The sequence below is a fragment of the Pseudoalteromonas sp. P1-9 genome, assembly GCF_001399975.1.
Taxonomy (GTDB): domain Bacteria; phylum Pseudomonadota; class Gammaproteobacteria; order Enterobacterales; family Alteromonadaceae; genus Pseudoalteromonas.
Genome location: NZ_LKBD01000007.1, coordinates 96,293 through 114,901 on the forward strand (window position 1 = coordinate 96,293; position 18,609 = coordinate 114,901).

Genomic DNA, 18,609 nt, shown 5'->3' on the forward strand with positions numbered 1-18,609 from the left:
TGAATTAAATTAATTAGTTGATGGTAACTCTAAAATGCCATCAATTTCGATTTGTGAACCTTTTGGTAGTTCAGCAACACCAATCGCAGCGCGCGCTGGATACGGTTCGTTAAAATACTGGCTCATCACTTCATTTACGGTTGCGAAGTTAGACAGGTCAGTTAGGAAAATATTTACTTTAACCATGTTTTGAATTTCGCCGCCAGCAGCCTGACATACAGATACTAGGTTTTTAAATACTTGATGTGTTTGCTCAGTGAAATCGTCTGATACCATTTCCATTGTTTCAGGAACCAGTGGAATTTGGCCTGAAAGGTAAACCGTAGTACCTACTTTTACTGCTTGGCTATATGTGCCAATTGCTGCAGGTGCTGTATCAGTGCTAATAATTGATTTTGTCATAATTTATCTTCTTAATTATTTTCGGCGATATACTTTTTGTACATCTGGCATTACTCGAATTCGGCGCATTATGTTAGCGACATGGATGCGGTCTTTCACTGTGATACCTAGATCGATTAGGTATAAGTTACTCTCTTTTTCTTCGGTACTAATTTCAACAATATTTGCCGCGGTCGTTGATACTAAATTCGTTAATTTAGCGAGTGCGCCTTGGTGGTTTATAATTTCAACACGTAGTGCTGCAATATATTCTTTTTCTGGGTTGTCTTCCCATTTCACAACAAAATATTTAGAGCGCTCTTGTTGCCAACCGCGAATGTTCTTACATTCTTGGCGATGAACAGTAAGGCCTTTACCTTGGCTAATATGCGCAACAATCTCATCACCAGGAACAGGGCGACAGCACTTAGAGTAGTTAATTAACATCCCTTCAGTACCAATAATGGCTGCTTTTTTGTTGTGATTTAGTTCGCCAACATCTTCGCCTTGTTCTTGTAGCAGACGCTTTGCGACAAGTAGGCTTAAAATGTTACCTGAACCAATTTCTATTAATAGTTTATCCAGTGAATCAACATTATGTTCTTCCACTGTGCGTGCCAGCGCTTCTTCACTTACATCGCTTAAATGGTGCTCGCCAAGTGCTGAATCTAAAAGGCGACGGCCTAATTGCAGTGCTTCTTCGTGCTCTTGCTTCTTAAGGTATTTTTGCACGCCCATACGCGCTTTTGCGGTAACAATAAAGTTAAGCCAAGTCGCATTAGGGTGAGCACCTGAGCTAGTAATAACTTCAACCGTTTGGCCGGTATCAAGCGCGGCGCTTAGTGGGTAAGGCTTTCTATTCACCCGCACGCCAACACAGGTGTTACCAACGTCGGTGTGAACTGCGTAGGCAAAATCGACCGCTGTGGCGCCCATTGGTAATTCAATTATGCGACCATCTGGCGTGAATACGTAAATCTCTTCAGGGAAAAGTTCTGTTTTAACGTTTTCAACAAATTCGAATGATGAGCCTGCACTTTGTTGTAATTCAAGTAAGCTTTGCATCCACTGACGAGCGCGTTGCTGCGCCGTATTACCCGCACTATCACCCGCTTTTTTGTAAAGCCAGTGTGCGGCAACCCCTTTATCAGCCATTTGATCCATTTCATGGGTGCGAATTTGAATTTCAACGGGAATACCATGAGGACCTACAAGCGAGGTATGCAAAGATTGATAGCCATTGGTCTTTGGTACGGCGATATAGTCTTTAAAGCGCGTTTCGATTGGTTTGTATAGGTTGTGCACAACCCCAAGTACGCGGTAGCAGGTGTCCATTGAATTGGCGACAATGCGAAACGCGTAAATATCCATTACTTCGTTAAACATCAGCTCTTTATTTAGCATTTTACGGTAAATGCTATAAAGGTGTTTTTCGCGGCCTGATACTTCAACTTCAATGCCCGATTCTTCAATGCGCGAGATAATTTCATTTTGAATATTATGAATAATCTCTTTACGGTTGCCACGTGCTTTTGTGACTTCATTTTTTAGTGCGCGGTGACGCATAGGGTAAAGCGCTTGAAAACCTAAATCTTCTAATTCATTTTTAATGTCATGAATACCAAGGCGATTGGCAATTGGGGCAAAAATCTCGAGTGTTTCACGGGCAATGCGGCGACGTTTCTCAGGACGCAGTGCGCCAAGTGTTCGCATATTGTGCGTGCGGTCTGCAAGTTTGATAAGAATAACGCGAATATCTTGCGTCATTGCCATAATCATTTTGCGATAGTTTTCTGCTTGGAATTCTTTTTGGTCTTTAAAGCTAAGTTTGTCGAGCTTTGAAACGCCCTCAACCAGTTCGGCAACGGTATCGCCAAAAATTTCAGCAAGGTCTTGTTGGCTGAAATCGGTATCTTCAATCACGTCATGCATTAATGCAGCCATTAAGGTTTCGTGATCTAAGCGCATATTGGCAAGTATTTGTGTCACCTCTACAGGGTGAGTGATGTAGGGTTCACCACTTGAACGTGTTTGACCTTCGTGTGCGTCACGCGCAACCACATAGGCCTTTTGCACAAGTTCAACTTGCTCTGGCGTTAAATATTCTGAGATGTTCTTTTTAAGACCTTCAAAAAGATACATTGATGCTCCAATACTAGCTATAGAGGGGAATTGATAACAATATACGATGAATTGGAAGGGATTGCCAACGACTGTTTCTTATTAAAAAGTCGAACAGTCGCTGGAAAAGCTACTCCGCCAAGGAAAGCGTGAGTAGGGAGCAATAATTATTGCTTATTGGTGACCACCACCAACGATAGCAGCAACCGCAGCTAGCTCAGCCGCTTCTTGGTTTTGCTGATCTTCACGCTCTAGTGAATCTAAAGAATCATTGGTGATGAAACCTTTTTCAATTTCACGTAGTGCGATTACAGTTGGTTTGTCGTTTTCAGCATCAACCATAGGATCTTTGCCACCAGTTGCGATTTGGCGCGCACGGCGAGCCGCAACTAAAATAAGGTCAAAACGGTTACCAATCTTATCTACTGCATCTTCAACAGTTACTCGAGCCATCAGGCACTCCAAAAATTTATTATTCGCAAAAGCGTAGTTTACTTGATGCGAAGAAAATAGCCAATACTTGGATTAATTTAATCCGCTAATAAGTCGTTCAGCAGTTGCTGGTGCTTATGTGTTTGGTTAGTTTGTGCCAAGCGTGAGGCAAAGACAATAGTTTCTAACTGGTAAAGTGCAGTATCAAAATCATCATTCACGATGAGATAGTCGTATTCATTGTAATGAGAGGTTTCTGATTGTGCTTTTGCCATTCGGCTCGCGATGACTTCGGCGCTGTCTTGGCCTCGGCTATTTAAACGCGCTTCAAGTTCTTGCTTTGATGGTGGCAAAATAAAAATAGTGCGTACATCTGAAACAAGCTCTCTTACTTGGCGCGCGCCTTGCCAATCAATATCTAAAAATACATCAATACCATTCGCTAATTGCGTTTCAATACTTTGTTTTGACGTGCCATAGTAGTTATCAAACACTTGTGCCCACTCAAAAAAGCCATCGTCAGCAATGACTTGTTTAAACTCATCTTGCGTTACAAAATGATAGTGCACACCGTTTTCTTCACCCGGACGAGGTGAGCGTGTGGTGTGTGATACCGATACTTTCATATCGCTATGGCGTTCTAATAGTGCGTTGATAAGGCTTGATTTACCTGCACCAGAAGGTGCTGACAAAATAAACAAATTACCACGAGCTTGGCTCATAATCTTTCCTAAAACATAAGTTTCGCTAAACCACCGACTTGCTAATTCAGTAGGCAGTCAGCACAATGGCGATATTATAAAAACTCGCAGCGCATTTAGAAAGCGATAGGCGACTTTTAATTGACAAAGAATTGTAAGAAATGAGTAAAGAAAGCCAAAAAATTATTGTTGGGTCGACTAATCCCGTAAAAATAAACGCAGTAAGCAATGCATTTTCTGCCATGTTTCCAAACATTGAATTTATCTGTGAAGGTGTATTTGCGCCATCCGAGGTGGCGGACCAACCAATGACCGCAGAAGAAACCTTACTAGGTGCAAAAAATCGAGTTGCTTACACAAAAGCGCATTTTCAGGCTGATTGGTATGTTGCGATAGAAGGCGGTGTTGATAACTTTAGTTATGGTCCTGCGACCTTTGCTTACATTGTGATTGATAACAAACAGCAGGTACAGGTCGGCCGCAGTAGCAATTTACCTATGCCAAACGTGGTTTATCGTGCGCTTTGCGAAGGTGAAGAGCTGGGTCATGTAATGGATAGGTTATTTGACACTGAGAATATTAAACAAAAGGGCGGGGCAATGGCGTTGTTAACTAATAACTTAGTCACTCGAGAGAGCGTTTACACTGTGGCTATTACTACTGCGCTTGCACCATTTGTTAATCAACAACTGTTTAATTTGTAACTTGGATAATTAATGAAGTACCAATGGATTGTTTTTGATGCCGATGAAACCTTGTTTCATTTTGATGCATTTGCAGGTTTAAAACAGCTATTTTCAAACTACGATATCGTATTTGAAAAATCTGATTTTGATGCGTTTCAAGTCGTTAATAAGCCACTTTGGGTGGATTATCAAAACGGCACAATTACCGCAAAAGAATTACAAATAACGCGTTTCACACGTTGGGGTGAAACGTTAAATGTGGCACCAGAATTACTCAATCAACAATTTATTGAAGCCATGGCTGATATTTGTCAGTGTTTGCCGGGGGCACGTAAATTACTTGAGTTACTGCATGGTAAAGCAAAGCTTGCGATTATCACTAACGGCTTTACCGCACTGCAGCAGGTGCGCCTAGCTCGCACTGATTTAACTCACTTTTTTGAGCATGTCATTATCTCTGAGCAAGTGGGTGTGGCAAAACCGAATATCGCGATTTTCGAACATGCGCTTCAGCTGTTCGGCAATCCAGATAAATCAAACGTATTGATGGTAGGTGATACGTTGAGTTCAGATATTCTAGGTGGTAAAAATGCGGGGCTTGATACTTGCTGGATTAATCATGCTGGTGATAAAGAATTAGATACGGTAGGTGCGACCTATCAAGTGAACTGCTTAACAGGTTTGTATAACCTGATTACCTCATTACAAGCCGAAAGCAATTAGTGCTTTCGGCTTTGAATTAACGTTATACTTCAAATTTGGCGATTTCTTTTTCCAGATTTTTAGTAAATGATTTAATTTGATCTGTCGCTTTATGCGCATCGAGTGAAACACGCGCGGTATTTTCAGCGGTATCAGATATATGCACCACTCGCTGCGCTGTATCTTCACCAGCTTGCAGCTGCTCCTTTGCTGCAACTGAGATCTGATGGCTCATTTCCGTAATCGCCGAGAGCGACTCGGCAATACGCGTAAGTTCTTCGGCAGCTTTTTGTGATTTGGTAACTGTTTCTTCACTGGTGCTAATACTTTGCGTTACCGATGATTTGGCATCTTTGGTTGCCGATTGTAATTTAGCAATCATTTGTTGAATTTCTTCAGTGCTGGCTTGGGTGCGTTGCGCTAGCTGACGTACTTCGTCGGCAACAACCGCAAAACCGCGTCCTTGGTCGCCTGCACGGGCTGCCTCAATTGCCGCATTAAGGGCAAGTAAGTTGGTTTGCTCAGCAATGCCTTGGATTACGCTTAACACGCTTTCGATGTTATTAACCTCGTCATCTAAAGTTTGAATATTATCGCCTGCATTTTCAATTTGCTTTTCCAGCAGCTCAATTGTTTTAGCTGCTTCTTGAGTAAGAATATTCGCGCTTTTGCCTTGTTCTTCAGCTTCTTTTACTGAATACGCCGCTTGCTCAGCGTGGTCGGCGACCGTTGCGGCGGATGCGGTTAGTTCGGTAATCGCAGAGGCAACCACATGGGTTTCTTTACTCATTGAATTAGTGAGGTGATCGAGTTCTTTCGAGCGCGTTTCAGAAGCGTGTACTTCATCTTGTAGTGCATCAGATACATTTTTGATGCCGCCAACCACTTCTTGCAAACCAAGTTGCATATAGTTAATTGCTCCGGCAACACTGTTTTCATCTGCGCTTTGAAATGCATGAGTGGTTTTCAGGTTACCGCGTGAGGCGCTCATTACGGCTGATTGCACATGGTTAATTTCACCACCCAAAGATTTACTTAAATCTAAACCAAATTTGGCAAGTAAGACTGATAACACAACTGCGATTAAAATAGATAAGGTAAGTAGCCAACTTGCGGTTTGCCAGTATCGCTCGTCTACCTCTTTGTAGCTAATGCCAGTGCCTATGTACCAGCCCCAATCTTTTGTTTTTTGCACGACAGACGTAAGGTCGACCACTTCGCCTTCGCGCTCAGAATCCCAGTGATAGGTAATGATTTGTCCGGTTTTATTGCCAACTAAACGTTCAACCATAGCGCCAATACTGCCACCACTGGCATCTTTGAAGTCGTTGAAACTTGTGCCATGCAGTTGAGGGTCGTGTGGCGTGGCTACAAAGTTGAGTTGCTTGTCTACTACATAAACGTATTCAGAGTCGTGGTATTTGTTTTCTCTGAGCATTTGTGTGGCGAGTTGTTTTGCTTGTTCTTCATTTAACGTGCCATTTTTGCTGGCGAGTTCAAATTGGTTGACGATATTAACCGTGCTTTTCATTAGTTGGTTAATACGGGCAATATTGTCCATTTCACTGGCTTGTCGTAAGGCTTTTAAACCAAGCCCAGCAAGTGAAATTAGCGAGAGAAATAAAACAACCGTAAAAATGACTATTTTATTCTTTAAGGTTAGTGAATTCATAGGCTTCCCTCACATCTACCTTTATAAGTGGTACATCATAGCGCCGTTACTAAGCTGCTGTTAGCGCCATCCTGTTGTGGTATGCAAAGTGAGAGAGGAATTGATTAATTTTGTTGAGATTTAATTTTTATTTAATCAATTCTTAGATACCGTTTGATTAAACACTAACCGCTCATTAATGTTTAATCAAGCGTTAATCGATGGTTAAATTTCATGTTCCCAAAGTAGTGTTACTAACTGGAAATTGTTTCAATCTCGTGTTGGGTTAGTGGGCGGTATTCACCAGGTGCTAAGTTTGGATCAAGTGCCACAGTACCAATTTTTTCACGATGAAGTGCCACTACGCGGTTATCAACAGCAGCTAACATGCGTTTAACTTGATGGTATTTACCCTCGTAAATAGAAAGGCGCATAGAGTAATCAGCAAGTCTTTCAACAACAGCTGGCTTAGTTGCACTTTTTTCACCATGTAACATCACGCCATTAGTTAGCTGTTCGCACATTTCATCTGTAATTGGTTGTTCTGTTTCAATTAAATACACTTTGTATTTTTGATGGCGCGGTGAAGTGATTTTGTGGCTCCAATCGCCGTCTGACGTAATTAACACAAGCCCTGTCGTGTCGATATCGAGTCGTCCTGCAACATGGAGTTTATCCATCATAGGTTCATCGAGTAGATCAAAGACGGTTTGATGCATTTCATCGCTATTGGCGCAAATAAAGTCTTCGGGTTTATTTAGCATGTAATAGCGCTCACCCACAGCTGTGATTTCTTCTCCATACCAAGTAACAGCGTCATCAGGGGTTACTTGTGTATCGGCTTTGATTATCACCTCGCCATTAATTGTTGCGTGTTTTCTTTTAATACCAATCTTTGCCTTTGAGCGCGGCACTTCAGCAAAATGGCTTAAAAATTTATCAAGGCGGCAAGGAAATTTAATCGTCATGGCAGTGCTTATTACGGAACCAAAAATAATAGCGGGAGTATACGCAGAGATATAAAAAAAGCCAGTAAAGCTTAGCTTTACTGGCTTTTAAGCAACAAACATTGGGAAATGTTAAATTAGAAGCTGTATTGTGCACCTAAGTAAACGAAGCGACCGCGACCACCGCCGTATGCGCTGTCGTAATTGCCACGACCACCAAGAATGTATGGGCCATTTTCATCAAATAGGTTGTTGATACCACCGAATACACGAAGCTCACTATTATTACCGATATCCATTGTGTAAGATGCCGAAATATTGTGAGTTGTTACTGATGGTAATTCGCTACCCCATAAAGCTTCTGGAGCTGCAACACATGCATCAGAACCTTGTGCACAACGTTCATCGTTAGCGGCCATATCCTCTAACCATGATTCATAGGTTGACTGGCTGCGGCGAATAGCACCTTTATAGCGTGTACTCCAACGTACGCGCACATCGTTTTTGTACCAAGTAACTGATGCAGAAGCTTTATCTTCAAATAAATCGTTTACTAATACACCTTCATAAGTATCACTAAACTGACCATCAGGACCTGTACTTGTAACCGAGTATTCAATTACATGAGTCCAATCAGCCTTGAAGCGCAGACTGCCATACTCATCTAGGTCATAAAGATATTCAGCTGCGATATCGTAACCTTTAGTACGGATTTCATCTGTATTGATTAAGCGTTGTTGCACTTCTTCAATTTGACCTTCGGTGTTACGAGTAATGTCGTTACAGAATTCATTGCTGTCACCAAAAGGTAATGCTGAATCATAACAGAAGCCGATGATATCTTCGTTTGATAATGAAGTGATCGCATCATCAATTTGGATATCGTAGTAATCAATCGCTAAACGGAAATCTTCGATAAATGATGGAGCAATAGATACGCCTAGCGTAAAGGTATCGGCTGTTTCTTCTTTTAGATTCGAGTTACCAACATTTGGAGAGTAACCGTTGTTGTCATCTTCAAACTCACCATCTGCTGCGATTGTTGCCGCGATACCTGGATCTTGGCGGCAGTTATCGTGTCCAGCGTCAGTTGATGTAGCTGTTACACCGTCACAGATATCGTTAAATGAATCATAATCACCGCGTGGAGGTGACATTAGGTCAGTGATAGTTGGAGCACGCTGTGCGCGAGCCCAGTTTGCACGTACCATGTAGCCATCAACAGGCACATAGATTAGGCCCGTTTTGTAACTTTGGATTAAACCTGTTGAAGACCAAGAATAATCAGCAAAACGTGCAGAAACTTCTAGATCAAGGCTTTGTGCACCTGTAACGTCTTTTAGAAGTGGAATAGCAGCTTCACCGAATGCTTCATATACACTTACGTCGCCTTTGAAGTCGGGAACATAGTTAAATGTAACGCCACCTTCAGGTACATTTGTTTCAACACTTTGTTCATCTTTACGGTATTCAAAACCAAATGCAGATGATACTGCGCCAGCCGGCATATCAAATAAATCACCTGCAACATATCCCATAACTGTTGTTTGTTCGATATTAGAAGTGATTTCAGTGTTAGCACGAATATAGTTTGCAGCTTCTGGGGTAATTGAGCCTTCGCCAAACAGGTTTAATGGTACACAACCTTCAGCACGTGCATCAGCATCTTTACATTGAATCGTGCCATCAGCGAGTACTTCTGCATTTAATGCATTGCGGACATTAGCAACAAATAACTCATTTGAACGCTCTTGTTCTTGTTTAAATTTACCGTAGCTTACAGATAAATCCCAATCCCAATCATTCCAAATGGTACCACGTGCGCCAGCCCAAGTACGCAAGGTATCACGAGTGTTTTTATTTAAAATTTGGCCTACTTCAATAAAGTTACGGTCCCACTTCACGCCACGAGAGCTCGCTTGTTCGCGAATTTCTTCTGGCATATATGGGTTGTCATATGGGATGCGACCAATACAGTCAGAACCGAATATACCAGTTGCCGTGTCATGAGTAATAATTGAATCGCACTCATCTTCGCTTTCAGGTGACTTTAAATTTTCAGAAGTATTACGGCTATATTGAGCTTGGAAATATACTTCGACATCGTCATTTACTTCAAACTCTGTTTTACCGGCAATAGCAAGCGCTTTGTCAGGTACTTTCAACATAGTGTATTGATTGTAGTCAATACCGTAGCGCTCTTCGTGCCAATCATCACGAAGTGTTTGACCATCGTACCAAAAGCCTGCATCAGGGCGAGTAGAGCTTTTTTCGTCGAATACACCACCTGGAATTGAGTCACTCAGGCTACGCCAATCTGCGCGCGAAATATCTCGCATACACTGATAACCTGATTCAGTAAGCATCTGGTTACACATTTCATCGTCGTCATACGTCCATGAATCCATCTGTTGAGCGCGATCGCGATCCCAGTAACTTAGGCCTTTCTGTTCGTCATAAGTTAAGCTTAAGAAAGCATAGCCTCGCTCATTGCCATAGGTTGTACCGAAGTCTGAATCGATAGTGAATTCTTTTGCGCCGCCTTCAGTGCTTTCACCACCGCGGGCTTTAATACTAAATCCTTCTTTATCTTGTTGAGTAATAATGTTTACTACACCTGCAATCGCATCAGAGCCATAAGCCGCAGATGCACCACCTGTAATAATTTCAACTTTATCTACCATACTGGTTGGAATGGTGCTTAGGCTGACGTAGTTGCCTGAGTATGAGTTTGAAACGACACGGCGGCCATCAATTAGCGTAAGTGTACGATTAGTACCAAGCTCGCGCAGATCAATAGTAGATAGACCTGTGTTTTGAACACTTGATTGAGAGTTTGAGTTGCTTGAACCTTCAGATACCTGAGGTAATTCGTTAACTAAAATCTCTGATAATGAGCCAAGGCCTGTGTCATCGATGGCATTACGATCCATAGTTGCAATAGGTGTTGCAACTGAAAAACTGTCACGTTTAATACGTGAACCGGTAACGGTAATTTTTTCTGGCGCCTCTTTTTTTGCTGCTTGCTGAGACACATTATTTGATTGTGCAACAGCTTGACGCTCTACCTCTGCATCAGCCCATGCATTGCCCGAAATAGCAAATGCAATTGCTGCTGCAATTGAGCATTTTTTAGTATTAATTCCCACGTTGATTTCCCCTTGAGGATTTGTCCACTCTGTTTTGCCAGAGCAATCATTTTAGTTATTGTGAATTTGACTAGTAACAGCACATCGTTGCTGTTAACTGTGATGCTGCTGTTACTTGTCAGCTCAAAACATTTGCGCTACATAAATGATTTGAGTGGGCCAAGGAGGCCTATCATGGTTTTAAAGCAGTGGTTATCTGAGCTCAATACTTGAGCTCTCTATTCTTCCACTTTTTAATGTCTATTTAATATCTATTTGTATATTTTCATTTAATAACAGCTGTTTAGGTTTTTTTTGATGATATGTAATTGATTTGGAAACAGACATAAAATATGCAGTTAGACGCAATAATTTTGCAACTAAAGCATGTTTTTAGGTAAGCTTGAACGCATAAAAACGAAGATTAAATCGATAATGAATAGCGCTGCGTCATATTTTGTAGGTCGGGTAGAAGTTAACCCATTAGAGCACACTTTAGTGCGCGATGAACATACCATTTCATTGCAACCAAAGTTTATAGAGTTACTTTGCTACTTGGCAGAGCAACAGCCTGAGCTTTTAACGCGTCAGCAAATCATTGATCATGTGTGGGATGGTAATAATTACGTTGGTGAAAAAGCGCTTACCAATGCGATTTGGCACCTGCGAAAAGCTTTGAAAGAACTCGATAGCGATCAAGAGTTTATTGAAACAGTGCGAAAGTCAGGTTATCGATTGCTAGTAGCGCCGGTATTTGCTGAGCAGCAAGATACTGTTTTTCTGCAAATATCTTCTCGCAATATTAAGCAGCTAGGCTTATTTATTGGTTTTGTACTGAGTATCGTTTTTGCGTGGCTTCTTTGGCCTGAACCACAACAAAAAGTGTATCAACAACCTGAGTTGATAACTCAGTATCCCGGGCGAGAGTTATTTCCTAGCGTATCAAATGATGGCCGTTACTTGGTTTATTCTTGGCGACAAATGGACCGAAAAATAGATCTTTATCGTAAAGACCTGCAACAGCCAGATCTTAAGCACACAAAAATAACACACTCTCCCGGCAGTGAATCTCGCTCCGTATGGGCTCATGATGATTCAAAACTCTATTATTACCGGAGACTTAGCTCACGTTGCGAAGTGCTAAGTGTCAATATGAATGACTTTGCCATTGAAAAACATGGTGAATGTTCAAATTCATCGAATGATGTGGCGGTATCACCAGATGGTAAATTGCTCGCTTATGTGGGTGTTGACCCTGAAAACACCACGCGTGGCGTGTATATTAAACAGCTTGATTTAAATGAGCCAGCAAGACGTATTCGATGTAACAACTGTGAACCAGGGGAAAGTGAAGCAATTGATTTTAGTCCCGATAGCACGCGATTAGCTATTTCACGTAATTTGGCAAATGGTAACGAAGATATTTTTATCTACGATATACAGAGCAAAACAGAGCAGCGAGTAGTAACTGGGCTACCTGATATTCGTGGTTTAGCATGGCAACCTGATGCTGAAAAAATTGTATTTTCAGCCATAAAGCATGGCAACCGCCATGGCTTTGAGTTGGACTTAACTAGCAACCACAAAACCAATTTAAATGTTGAAGGGTTTAGCTATCCTGCATTTGATAGAGCAGGTAACCTTTATTATCACGATTGGAAAATAGACACCTCAATTATGCGCTTGGAGCTTGATAGTGATGTGGCAGCCTCTCCATTTCCGCTAATTCAATCTGACTTTAATTTTCGTTATCCCGATTACTCTCAGGCTGCAGACAAGTTAACATTTATTTCTAATGAGTCGGGTTTTGATGAAGTGTGGACATCAAGTCTTGATGGTACCCAGCGCAAGCAGTTAACTCAGTTAAAATTTCATGCTCGTAACCCTATTTGGTCACCTGATGGTAAGAAAATCGCATTTACCGCAAACAATGGTCAAGAAAGCCGGTTGTATGTACTTGATGCGCTAACCAGTCAGCTAAAGCAAATCAAAACAGAGCTTAATTACTATGGTAAAGCACGTTGGTCGCAAGATGGTAGTGCGCTGTATTCGGCATCGGTTGGAGACATCTATCGCATTGAAATCGAGTCTGGTATTGCGACACGAATTACTCGCGGGGCGCATGCAATAGAAGTAAAAGAAAATCAATTGATTGTTTATAAAGAAGGTAAAGGGCTATGGCAGGTATCAATTGATGGCGAGTTAATTGACGAACAGCCATTGATTAAGAATTTAAAGTTGGCAAATAGCACAGGTTGGCATGTTACTGAACAAGGAATTTATTACTTTAAAGTACGTGGCCATGACTATCGTTTAAGTTATTATGATTTTGCTAATAATCAAGATAAAGACGTATTGCGTGTGCCTGAACGTGCGTTCTCGCGCTCGCGCGGTATGAGTTTTGTGCCAAGCAAACAGTGGTTGTTGTTTACGGGCTATGAATCGCCGCAAGTCGATATTAAACGAATGCGCAAAGACTATGAGTAAAAGAAAAGGGGCTTAAGCCCCTTTTTCTATATGTTTTTAGAAGCGATACATCACGCCTAAATTAAACTGGAATTGGTTTAGTACCTCACCATCAAAATACCAATCACATTGCGTGCCGTTAGGGTCGATTTGACATACGGTGGTTGAATCATTTTTTAAAATAGTGGCTAACCAACGGGCTTCCCCTAATGCGATGATGTTGTCGGTAATTTTATACTCTAAGCCACCGTATAAACCGGTGGCAAAAAAACTATCTGAATCGGAAAAGTTGGATGAAATATGATTAACACCTACTTGCGCACCAAGATAGCTTGAAAGCTGTTTATTAACAGGTAAAACAACTGCGCTTTGAAATAATAAATAATTTAGGTCTAGCTCATAGTTAGCTGCATTTCGCTGACTACTCGACATGCGCGAGTAATACAAACCGTATTTAGAAATACCATCATGTTTATCAAGGCTAAAGCCAAAGTTATCATCGTCTTTAATGTCTATTTTTGTGCCGTTTTCGGTTTCTAATTCTTGGTTTAATGATTGTCCATAGTAACCCGCTATGGCAATGTCGGCGGTGCTCGAAAAACTCAAAGCGAGCAAAATAGTTGCGAGTGAAAGCTTAGCGCGCATCTGATTTCCTATTCCTAAAAATACTCAACGTAATGAAGAGTATACGCTTTTGAATAAAATTTCAGCCTGTTTGTCGTAAAAGGTTTATTTTCGCGGTGAGGCTGGATTAATATGAATAACTAGGTTTTTAAACGTTGTACGCTATGATTTCAGGATTCAAAAATACACTACTCAATATTATTAAAACCCAACCTGTGGTGGATCAGCACAGCGAAGCATGGATCTTGGATACATTTTTATGGGTATATCAAGAATTTGATGGTGATGTGCTGTTAAACGATATGCGTTTTGTTTTACCAAATGCTGAGTTTTTCCCCGAGCAGGTCAGTAGTATTGAGCAAATGGCCAGCTATGTTTTTACTCAGGTAAAACAGTATGCCGGTATGCAGACTTGGCCCATTCAGCTGGTGGCGCCACATCAAATATCAGAACAGAGTTTTCCACGTTTAGAATTTGCCAATGTTAAACGCGGTGAAAGCGCAGAGTTGATCGCTGCGAGCGGTTCTTTGAATATATCTTTTAATCCCAATCAAATAAATCAACCGCAAGATTTAATTGCGTCTTTTTCACAATCGTTAGCGCATATCAATGTGTTGCAAAATCGAAGCTTGCCACCAGGCGGTCAGGAGTTTGTGCCACAAGCAGTTGATTTGTTGTCGTGCTTTATGGGCTTTGGCGTGATGATGGCAAATACGGCGTATCAATTTCGTGGTGGCTGTGGTTCGTGTTACAACCCGTACGCAAATCGCAGTGCGACGTTGAATGAATCTGAGCTAATTTACATTTTGGCTTTATTGTTAAAGGCCAAAAATCTACCGTTATCGCATATTTCAGCGCACTTGAAGCCGCATCTACGTGCCATGTTAAAGCGTGCAAATAAACAATTAGAGAACACTATAAAGCAATCAGCAAACCCAATGCTGATCGCATTAACGGAGGTTAAGTGAACTATCTCGACGAATTTTTATTAATTGCAATTAGCCACTTTTTTGCAGTCGCAAGTCCAGGCCCTGATTTTGCGTTAGTGCTCAAGCAGAGCATTCAAAAGGGACGAAACAATGCGCTTGTAACAAGTGCGGGTATCGCAACAGGAATTTTAGTGCATGTAAGTTATTGTGTGCTCGGTGTGGCGATTGTGATCTCGCAATCACCTACCGTGTTTGCAGCACTTAAATATTTGGCGGCGGCATATTTAGCGTATATTGGTGTCATGGCGCTGCGAGCTAAACCTACGGACCAGCAAGCGCAGCAAGTGCAAACCAATACAAAGTCTGAATCCATGGTTAAAGCGTTTAGTCGTGGCTTTTTAGTTAATGCGCTCAACCCTAAAGCAACCTTGTTTTTCTTAAGCTTATTTACCTTGGTTATTAGTGTAGAAACACCGATTACAGTACAAGTGGGCTATGGATTATATATGGCTGTTGCAACTTTAGTGTGGTTTAGCTTTTTATCTGTTGTTTTGAGTCGTTCAAAGGTACGTGCGTTTTTCTTGCGTGCCGGACATTGGTTTGATCGCGGCATCGGTGTGGTGTTAATTGGTTTGGCAATTAGAGTGGTGTGGGTATGATTTATTACAACCTAGCGTATGGTTCAAATATGTCGCTGAATCGACTATTAGCAAGGCTGCCTAATGCTACCCGTATTGGTGTATCTACTGTAACAGGGTTTACCTTAACATTTGATAAGCAAGGGTTTGACGGCTCAGGTAAATGTAATGCGCTGAAAACCGATAATCACGATGATGTGTTATACGGTGTGCTGTATCAAATTAACAATCATGAAAAAGCGATTCTTGATGAAATAGAAGGGCCGCGTTACGACAACCAGCAAATCGTTGTAACCAATGAATGTGGTAAGCAATTTAATGCATACTGCTATGTTGCCAATACGCTGTGCCAGCAACATTTACCGTATGACTGGTATTTAAAACATGTATTAACCGGAGCCTTAGAAGCAAAACTACCGCAGCAATACATCGACAATATTCGCGCGCAAGCAACACAAACAGATACCGATTCAGCGCGCGCAGAACGTGAATTTTCAATATATAAATAAGAACATTATGAAAAAATTAGTGAGTAAATTAACCCTAGCTCTTAGCGTGATCGCGTCGAGTCAGGTGTATGCAGCAATTGATAGTAAGCAACTAGAACAGACCATTACACAGTCAATGACGCGCTTTGATGTACCAGGCATGGCAGTTGCTGTTGTAGAAAATGGTGAAGTGGTATTTTCTAAAGGGTTTGGTGTTAGACACCTAGCGTCAGGTGAAAAAGTAAATAAGCATACGTTGTTTGGTATAGCGTCAAATACCAAAGCATTTACCGCTGCAGCACTTGCAATGCTTGTTGACCAAGGCAAATTAAACTGGGATGACAAAGTAATTGACCACCTACCTGAATTTCGCATGTACGACCCATATGCAACACGTGAAGCGACCATTCGCGATTTATTAAGTCACCGTGCCGGACTAGGCTTAGGAGCGGGTGATTTAACCATTTGGCCAGATACCGACAAACCTGTTGAAGACGTAATTCATGGCATTCGCTATTTAAAGCCAGTTTCAAGCTTTCGCAGTAAGTATACCTATAACAACTTAATGTTTGTAACTGCGGGTGAAGTTGTTGCACGTGTATCAGGAAAATCGTGGCAAGAATTTATTGAGCAAGAAATGCTAACCCCGCTTGGTATGCCGCTTTCAAAAGCGGGCTTTTCACGTATTCCAAAATCTAATAGAAATTGGGCAACCGGTCATATTCCGATGGACGGAAAACTACACCCATTTTTTGTTAATTACCTTGAAGATTTTAGAGGGGCTGGGGCGATTGCATCAAATGTTGATGAAATGGCTAATTGGCTAAAAACACAATTAGCGGGTGGTGAAATGCCATCTGGTAAGGTGCTGTTTACTGAAAAACAGCAAGCACAAATGTGGCATCCGCATATTACAAGCATGGCATCAAAAAATGCGTTTAATGACTATCGTCAACAATTTCGCGGTTACGGCTTGGGTTGGTCAATTGAAGATTATCAAGGCTATAAAAAAGTCGGCCATGGCGGCGGTATTTTAGGTATGGTGTCACAAGTTACGTTAGTACCAGAGGAGCAATTAGGTATCGTTGTGTTGTCGAACCAACAAGCGTTTAGTGCCTTAAGTGCAATTACTCACGAAGTACTAGAAGATGCGCTTGATTTACCAAATAAAGACTGGGTTGAAGATCTCGCTAAAAAGCATTTTGAACGTAAAAAGAAAGCCTATGAAAAAGCCGAAGTAGAACAGCCAAAGCAAATTCAAAAAGCATTACCATTGTCAGCGTATGCCACGAGGTACAACGATAATTGGTATGGCGATATTGTGATTGCAGAGCAAAATGGCAAGCTGACAATCGACTTTACCCATTCAGCACGTTTAAAAGGTACGCTAGAACACTTTAACGGTAATACCTTTATTGTACGTTGGCAGGAAAAACTACTTGAAGCTGATGCATTTATTGAGTTTGAAATGAGCCCAACAAATCAAGTGCGTAGCGCAAAAATGCGCGCTGTAGCACCAAGCGTAACTGACTTCAGTTTTGATTTTCATAATCTGTACCTTACGCCAGTCAAAAGCGATAAGTTTTAACCGACCAAAGTAGCAAAGTCGGGATAACCTGACTTTGCTAAACTGAGCCGCGACATAAGGTTTGGAGACCAGCATGCGCACCGCGATAATTTCACATACAGACTGTCGAAAGCATAAGATGATTGAAGACCACCCAGAGTGTGCTTCACGGCTTGATGCAATCAATGATCGTATTTTAGCTGCTGGTATAGATATCGCTTTAACGCACTTAGATGCACCGCAGGTTGAGCGCCAACAATTATTGATGGCACACAGCGAAAGTCTGATTAAATCTGTAGAAGATAAAATTCCAGAGCAAGGGTTAGTTGACCTTGATGGTGATACTTGGCTCTGCCCTGACAGTTTACTTGCGGCAAAACGAGCAGCGGGATCTGGTCTGTTAGCAGTTGATAAGATTTTAGCAGGTGAGTTAGATGCGGCATTTTGTGCAGTAAGACCGCCAGGCCATCATGCGACAAAAACAACTTCGTCTGGCTTCTGTATCTTTAATAATGTTGCGGTTGCGGTACGTTATGCTCAACAACAGGGCATCAAACGTATTGCGATACTAGATATTGATGTACACCACGGCAACGGCACACAAGATATTTTTATCGACGATATGGATGTGTTGTTTTGTTCTATTTTCCAGCATCCATTTTACCCTAATACCGCAATTGACAGTAATGAGCATGTGATTAATACACCCATGACTGCCGGTATGGCGGGAGACGATTTTGAACGTGCACTTTTGGATACGTGGTTTCCAAAGTTAAAACAGTTTGAACCTGAGCTTATTTTTATCAGCGCAGGGTTTGATGCCCATTACGAAGATGATATGGGTGGTTTGCAGCTTGTTGAAAGTGACTACGCTTGGTTTACCGAACAAGTGGTATCCTTATGTAAGCAAGTAAACTGCAAAGGGATTATTTCGATGTTGGAAGGCGGCTACAATAATTCAGCACTTGGACGTTCTGTTGCCACGCATATTAAAGCGTTGGCTGAACTCTAATCTCTCAATGTGTAGACCCTAGTTAGGTACACACTTCTATTACTCAATCGCTGTATAATTTATAAAATTGGCGTTACTTGTTCTGTATCAAAATTAATCTCAGTAAATCCACGTAGAATCCCATTACCTGACAAAG

General features: G+C 41.5%; 16 protein-coding genes. 8 read left to right on the plus strand and 8 right to left on the minus strand.

Translation table 11 applies throughout. The features are described from left to right. Positions 1 to 9: 9 nt before the first annotated feature. The 4 genes from AN214_RS07190 to gmk all read right to left on the minus strand — a co-directional run bounded on the left by AN214_RS07190 (position 10) and on the right by gmk (position 3,656). Positions 10 to 402: a RidA family protein gene (locus AN214_RS07190; RefSeq protein WP_010561052.1), complete on the minus strand. Its 393-nt coding sequence runs from the start codon at positions 400 to 402 to the stop codon at positions 10 to 12. A 15-nt stretch (positions 403 to 417) separates the two neighbouring features. Beyond that, on the minus strand, positions 418 to 2,523 hold the full coding sequence (gene spoT, locus AN214_RS07195; protein WP_054979093.1) for a bifunctional GTP diphosphokinase/guanosine-3',5'-bis pyrophosphate 3'-pyrophosphohydrolase: 2,106 nt from the start codon (positions 2,521 to 2,523) through the stop codon (positions 418 to 420). 153 nt (positions 2,524 to 2,676) lie between these two features. Further along, the gene (gene rpoZ, locus AN214_RS07200) at positions 2,677 to 2,955 is read right to left on the minus strand and encodes a DNA-directed RNA polymerase subunit omega (RefSeq protein ID WP_010561050.1); all 279 of its coding nucleotides are present in this window, start codon (positions 2,953 to 2,955) and stop codon (positions 2,677 to 2,679) included. Positions 2,956 to 3,032: 77 nt separating this feature from the next. Continuing rightward, positions 3,033 to 3,656, minus strand: coding sequence for a guanylate kinase (gmk, locus tag AN214_RS07205; RefSeq protein WP_010561049.1), 624 nt, complete (start codon positions 3,654 to 3,656; stop codon positions 3,033 to 3,035). Positions 3,657 to 3,796: 140 nt separating this feature from the next. On the opposite strand from gmk, the gene yjjX reads away from it, so the two are divergent. Both yjjX and yjjG read left to right on the plus strand, forming a co-directional pair. Continuing rightward, positions 3,797 to 4,339, plus strand: a complete 543-nt coding sequence (gene yjjX, locus AN214_RS07210) for an inosine/xanthosine triphosphatase (protein WP_054979094.1) — start codon at positions 3,797 to 3,799, stop codon at positions 4,337 to 4,339. 12 nt (positions 4,340 to 4,351) lie between these two features. Then, on the plus strand, positions 4,352 to 5,044 hold the full coding sequence (yjjG, locus tag AN214_RS07215; protein ID WP_054979095.1) for a pyrimidine 5'-nucleotidase: 693 nt from the start codon (positions 4,352 to 4,354) through the stop codon (positions 5,042 to 5,044). Between the two features lie 22 nt (positions 5,045 to 5,066). Here the strand turns inward: yjjG and AN214_RS07220 are convergent, their stop codons facing one another. From AN214_RS07220 to AN214_RS07230, 3 genes are all read right to left on the minus strand, one after another. Further along, the gene (locus AN214_RS07220) at positions 5,067 to 6,695 is read right to left on the minus strand and encodes a methyl-accepting chemotaxis protein (protein WP_054979096.1); all 1,629 of its coding nucleotides are present in this window, start codon (positions 6,693 to 6,695) and stop codon (positions 5,067 to 5,069) included. A gap of 233 nt (positions 6,696 to 6,928) precedes the next feature. Then, entirely contained in the window at positions 6,929 to 7,636 is a 708-nt protein-coding gene (rsuA, locus tag AN214_RS07225) for a 16S rRNA pseudouridine(516) synthase RsuA (RefSeq protein ID WP_054979128.1), read from the minus strand. A 122-nt stretch (positions 7,637 to 7,758) separates the two neighbouring features. Next, complete coding sequence (locus tag AN214_RS07230; RefSeq protein WP_054979097.1) at positions 7,759 to 10,770, minus strand: TonB-dependent receptor domain-containing protein; 3,012 nt, start codon at positions 10,768 to 10,770, stop codon at positions 7,759 to 7,761. Between the two features lie 366 nt (positions 10,771 to 11,136). On the opposite strand from AN214_RS07230, the gene AN214_RS07235 reads away from it, so the two are divergent. Then, the gene (locus AN214_RS07235) at positions 11,137 to 13,236 is read left to right on the plus strand and encodes a winged helix-turn-helix domain-containing protein (protein WP_054979098.1); all 2,100 of its coding nucleotides are present in this window, start codon (positions 11,137 to 11,139) and stop codon (positions 13,234 to 13,236) included. Between the two features lie 36 nt (positions 13,237 to 13,272). Here the strand turns inward: AN214_RS07235 and AN214_RS07240 are convergent, their stop codons facing one another. After that, entirely contained in the window at positions 13,273 to 13,860 is a 588-nt protein-coding gene (locus AN214_RS07240) for an outer membrane beta-barrel protein (protein WP_054979099.1), read from the minus strand. 143 nt (positions 13,861 to 14,003) lie between these two features. On the opposite strand from AN214_RS07240, the gene AN214_RS07245 reads away from it, so the two are divergent. The 5 genes from AN214_RS07245 (at position 14,004) to AN214_RS07265 (ending at position 18,473) form a co-directional block, all read left to right on the plus strand. Further along, positions 14,004 to 14,807, plus strand: a complete 804-nt coding sequence (locus AN214_RS07245) for a hypothetical protein (protein ID WP_054979100.1) — start codon at positions 14,004 to 14,006, stop codon at positions 14,805 to 14,807. Beyond that, positions 14,804 to 15,427 carry a LysE family transporter gene (locus tag AN214_RS07250; protein ID WP_054979101.1) on the plus strand — a complete coding sequence of 208 codons (624 nt, stop codon included), beginning with the start codon at positions 14,804 to 14,806 and terminating at the stop codon, positions 15,425 to 15,427. Before AN214_RS07245 ends, AN214_RS07250 begins: the two co-directional genes overlap by 4 nt. After that, complete coding sequence (locus AN214_RS07255; RefSeq protein WP_054979102.1) at positions 15,424 to 15,915, plus strand: gamma-glutamylcyclotransferase family protein; 492 nt, start codon at positions 15,424 to 15,426, stop codon at positions 15,913 to 15,915. The genes AN214_RS07250 and AN214_RS07255 overlap by 4 nt, the downstream gene beginning before the upstream one ends. A gap of 7 nt (positions 15,916 to 15,922) precedes the next feature. After that, positions 15,923 to 17,482 carry a serine hydrolase gene (locus tag AN214_RS07260; protein WP_054979103.1) on the plus strand — a complete coding sequence of 520 codons (1,560 nt, stop codon included), beginning with the start codon at positions 15,923 to 15,925 and terminating at the stop codon, positions 17,480 to 17,482. Between the two features lie 73 nt (positions 17,483 to 17,555). Further along, positions 17,556 to 18,473: a histone deacetylase family protein gene (locus tag AN214_RS07265; protein WP_054979104.1), complete on the plus strand. Its 918-nt coding sequence runs from the start codon at positions 17,556 to 17,558 to the stop codon at positions 18,471 to 18,473. Positions 18,474 to 18,609 lie beyond the last annotated feature (136 nt).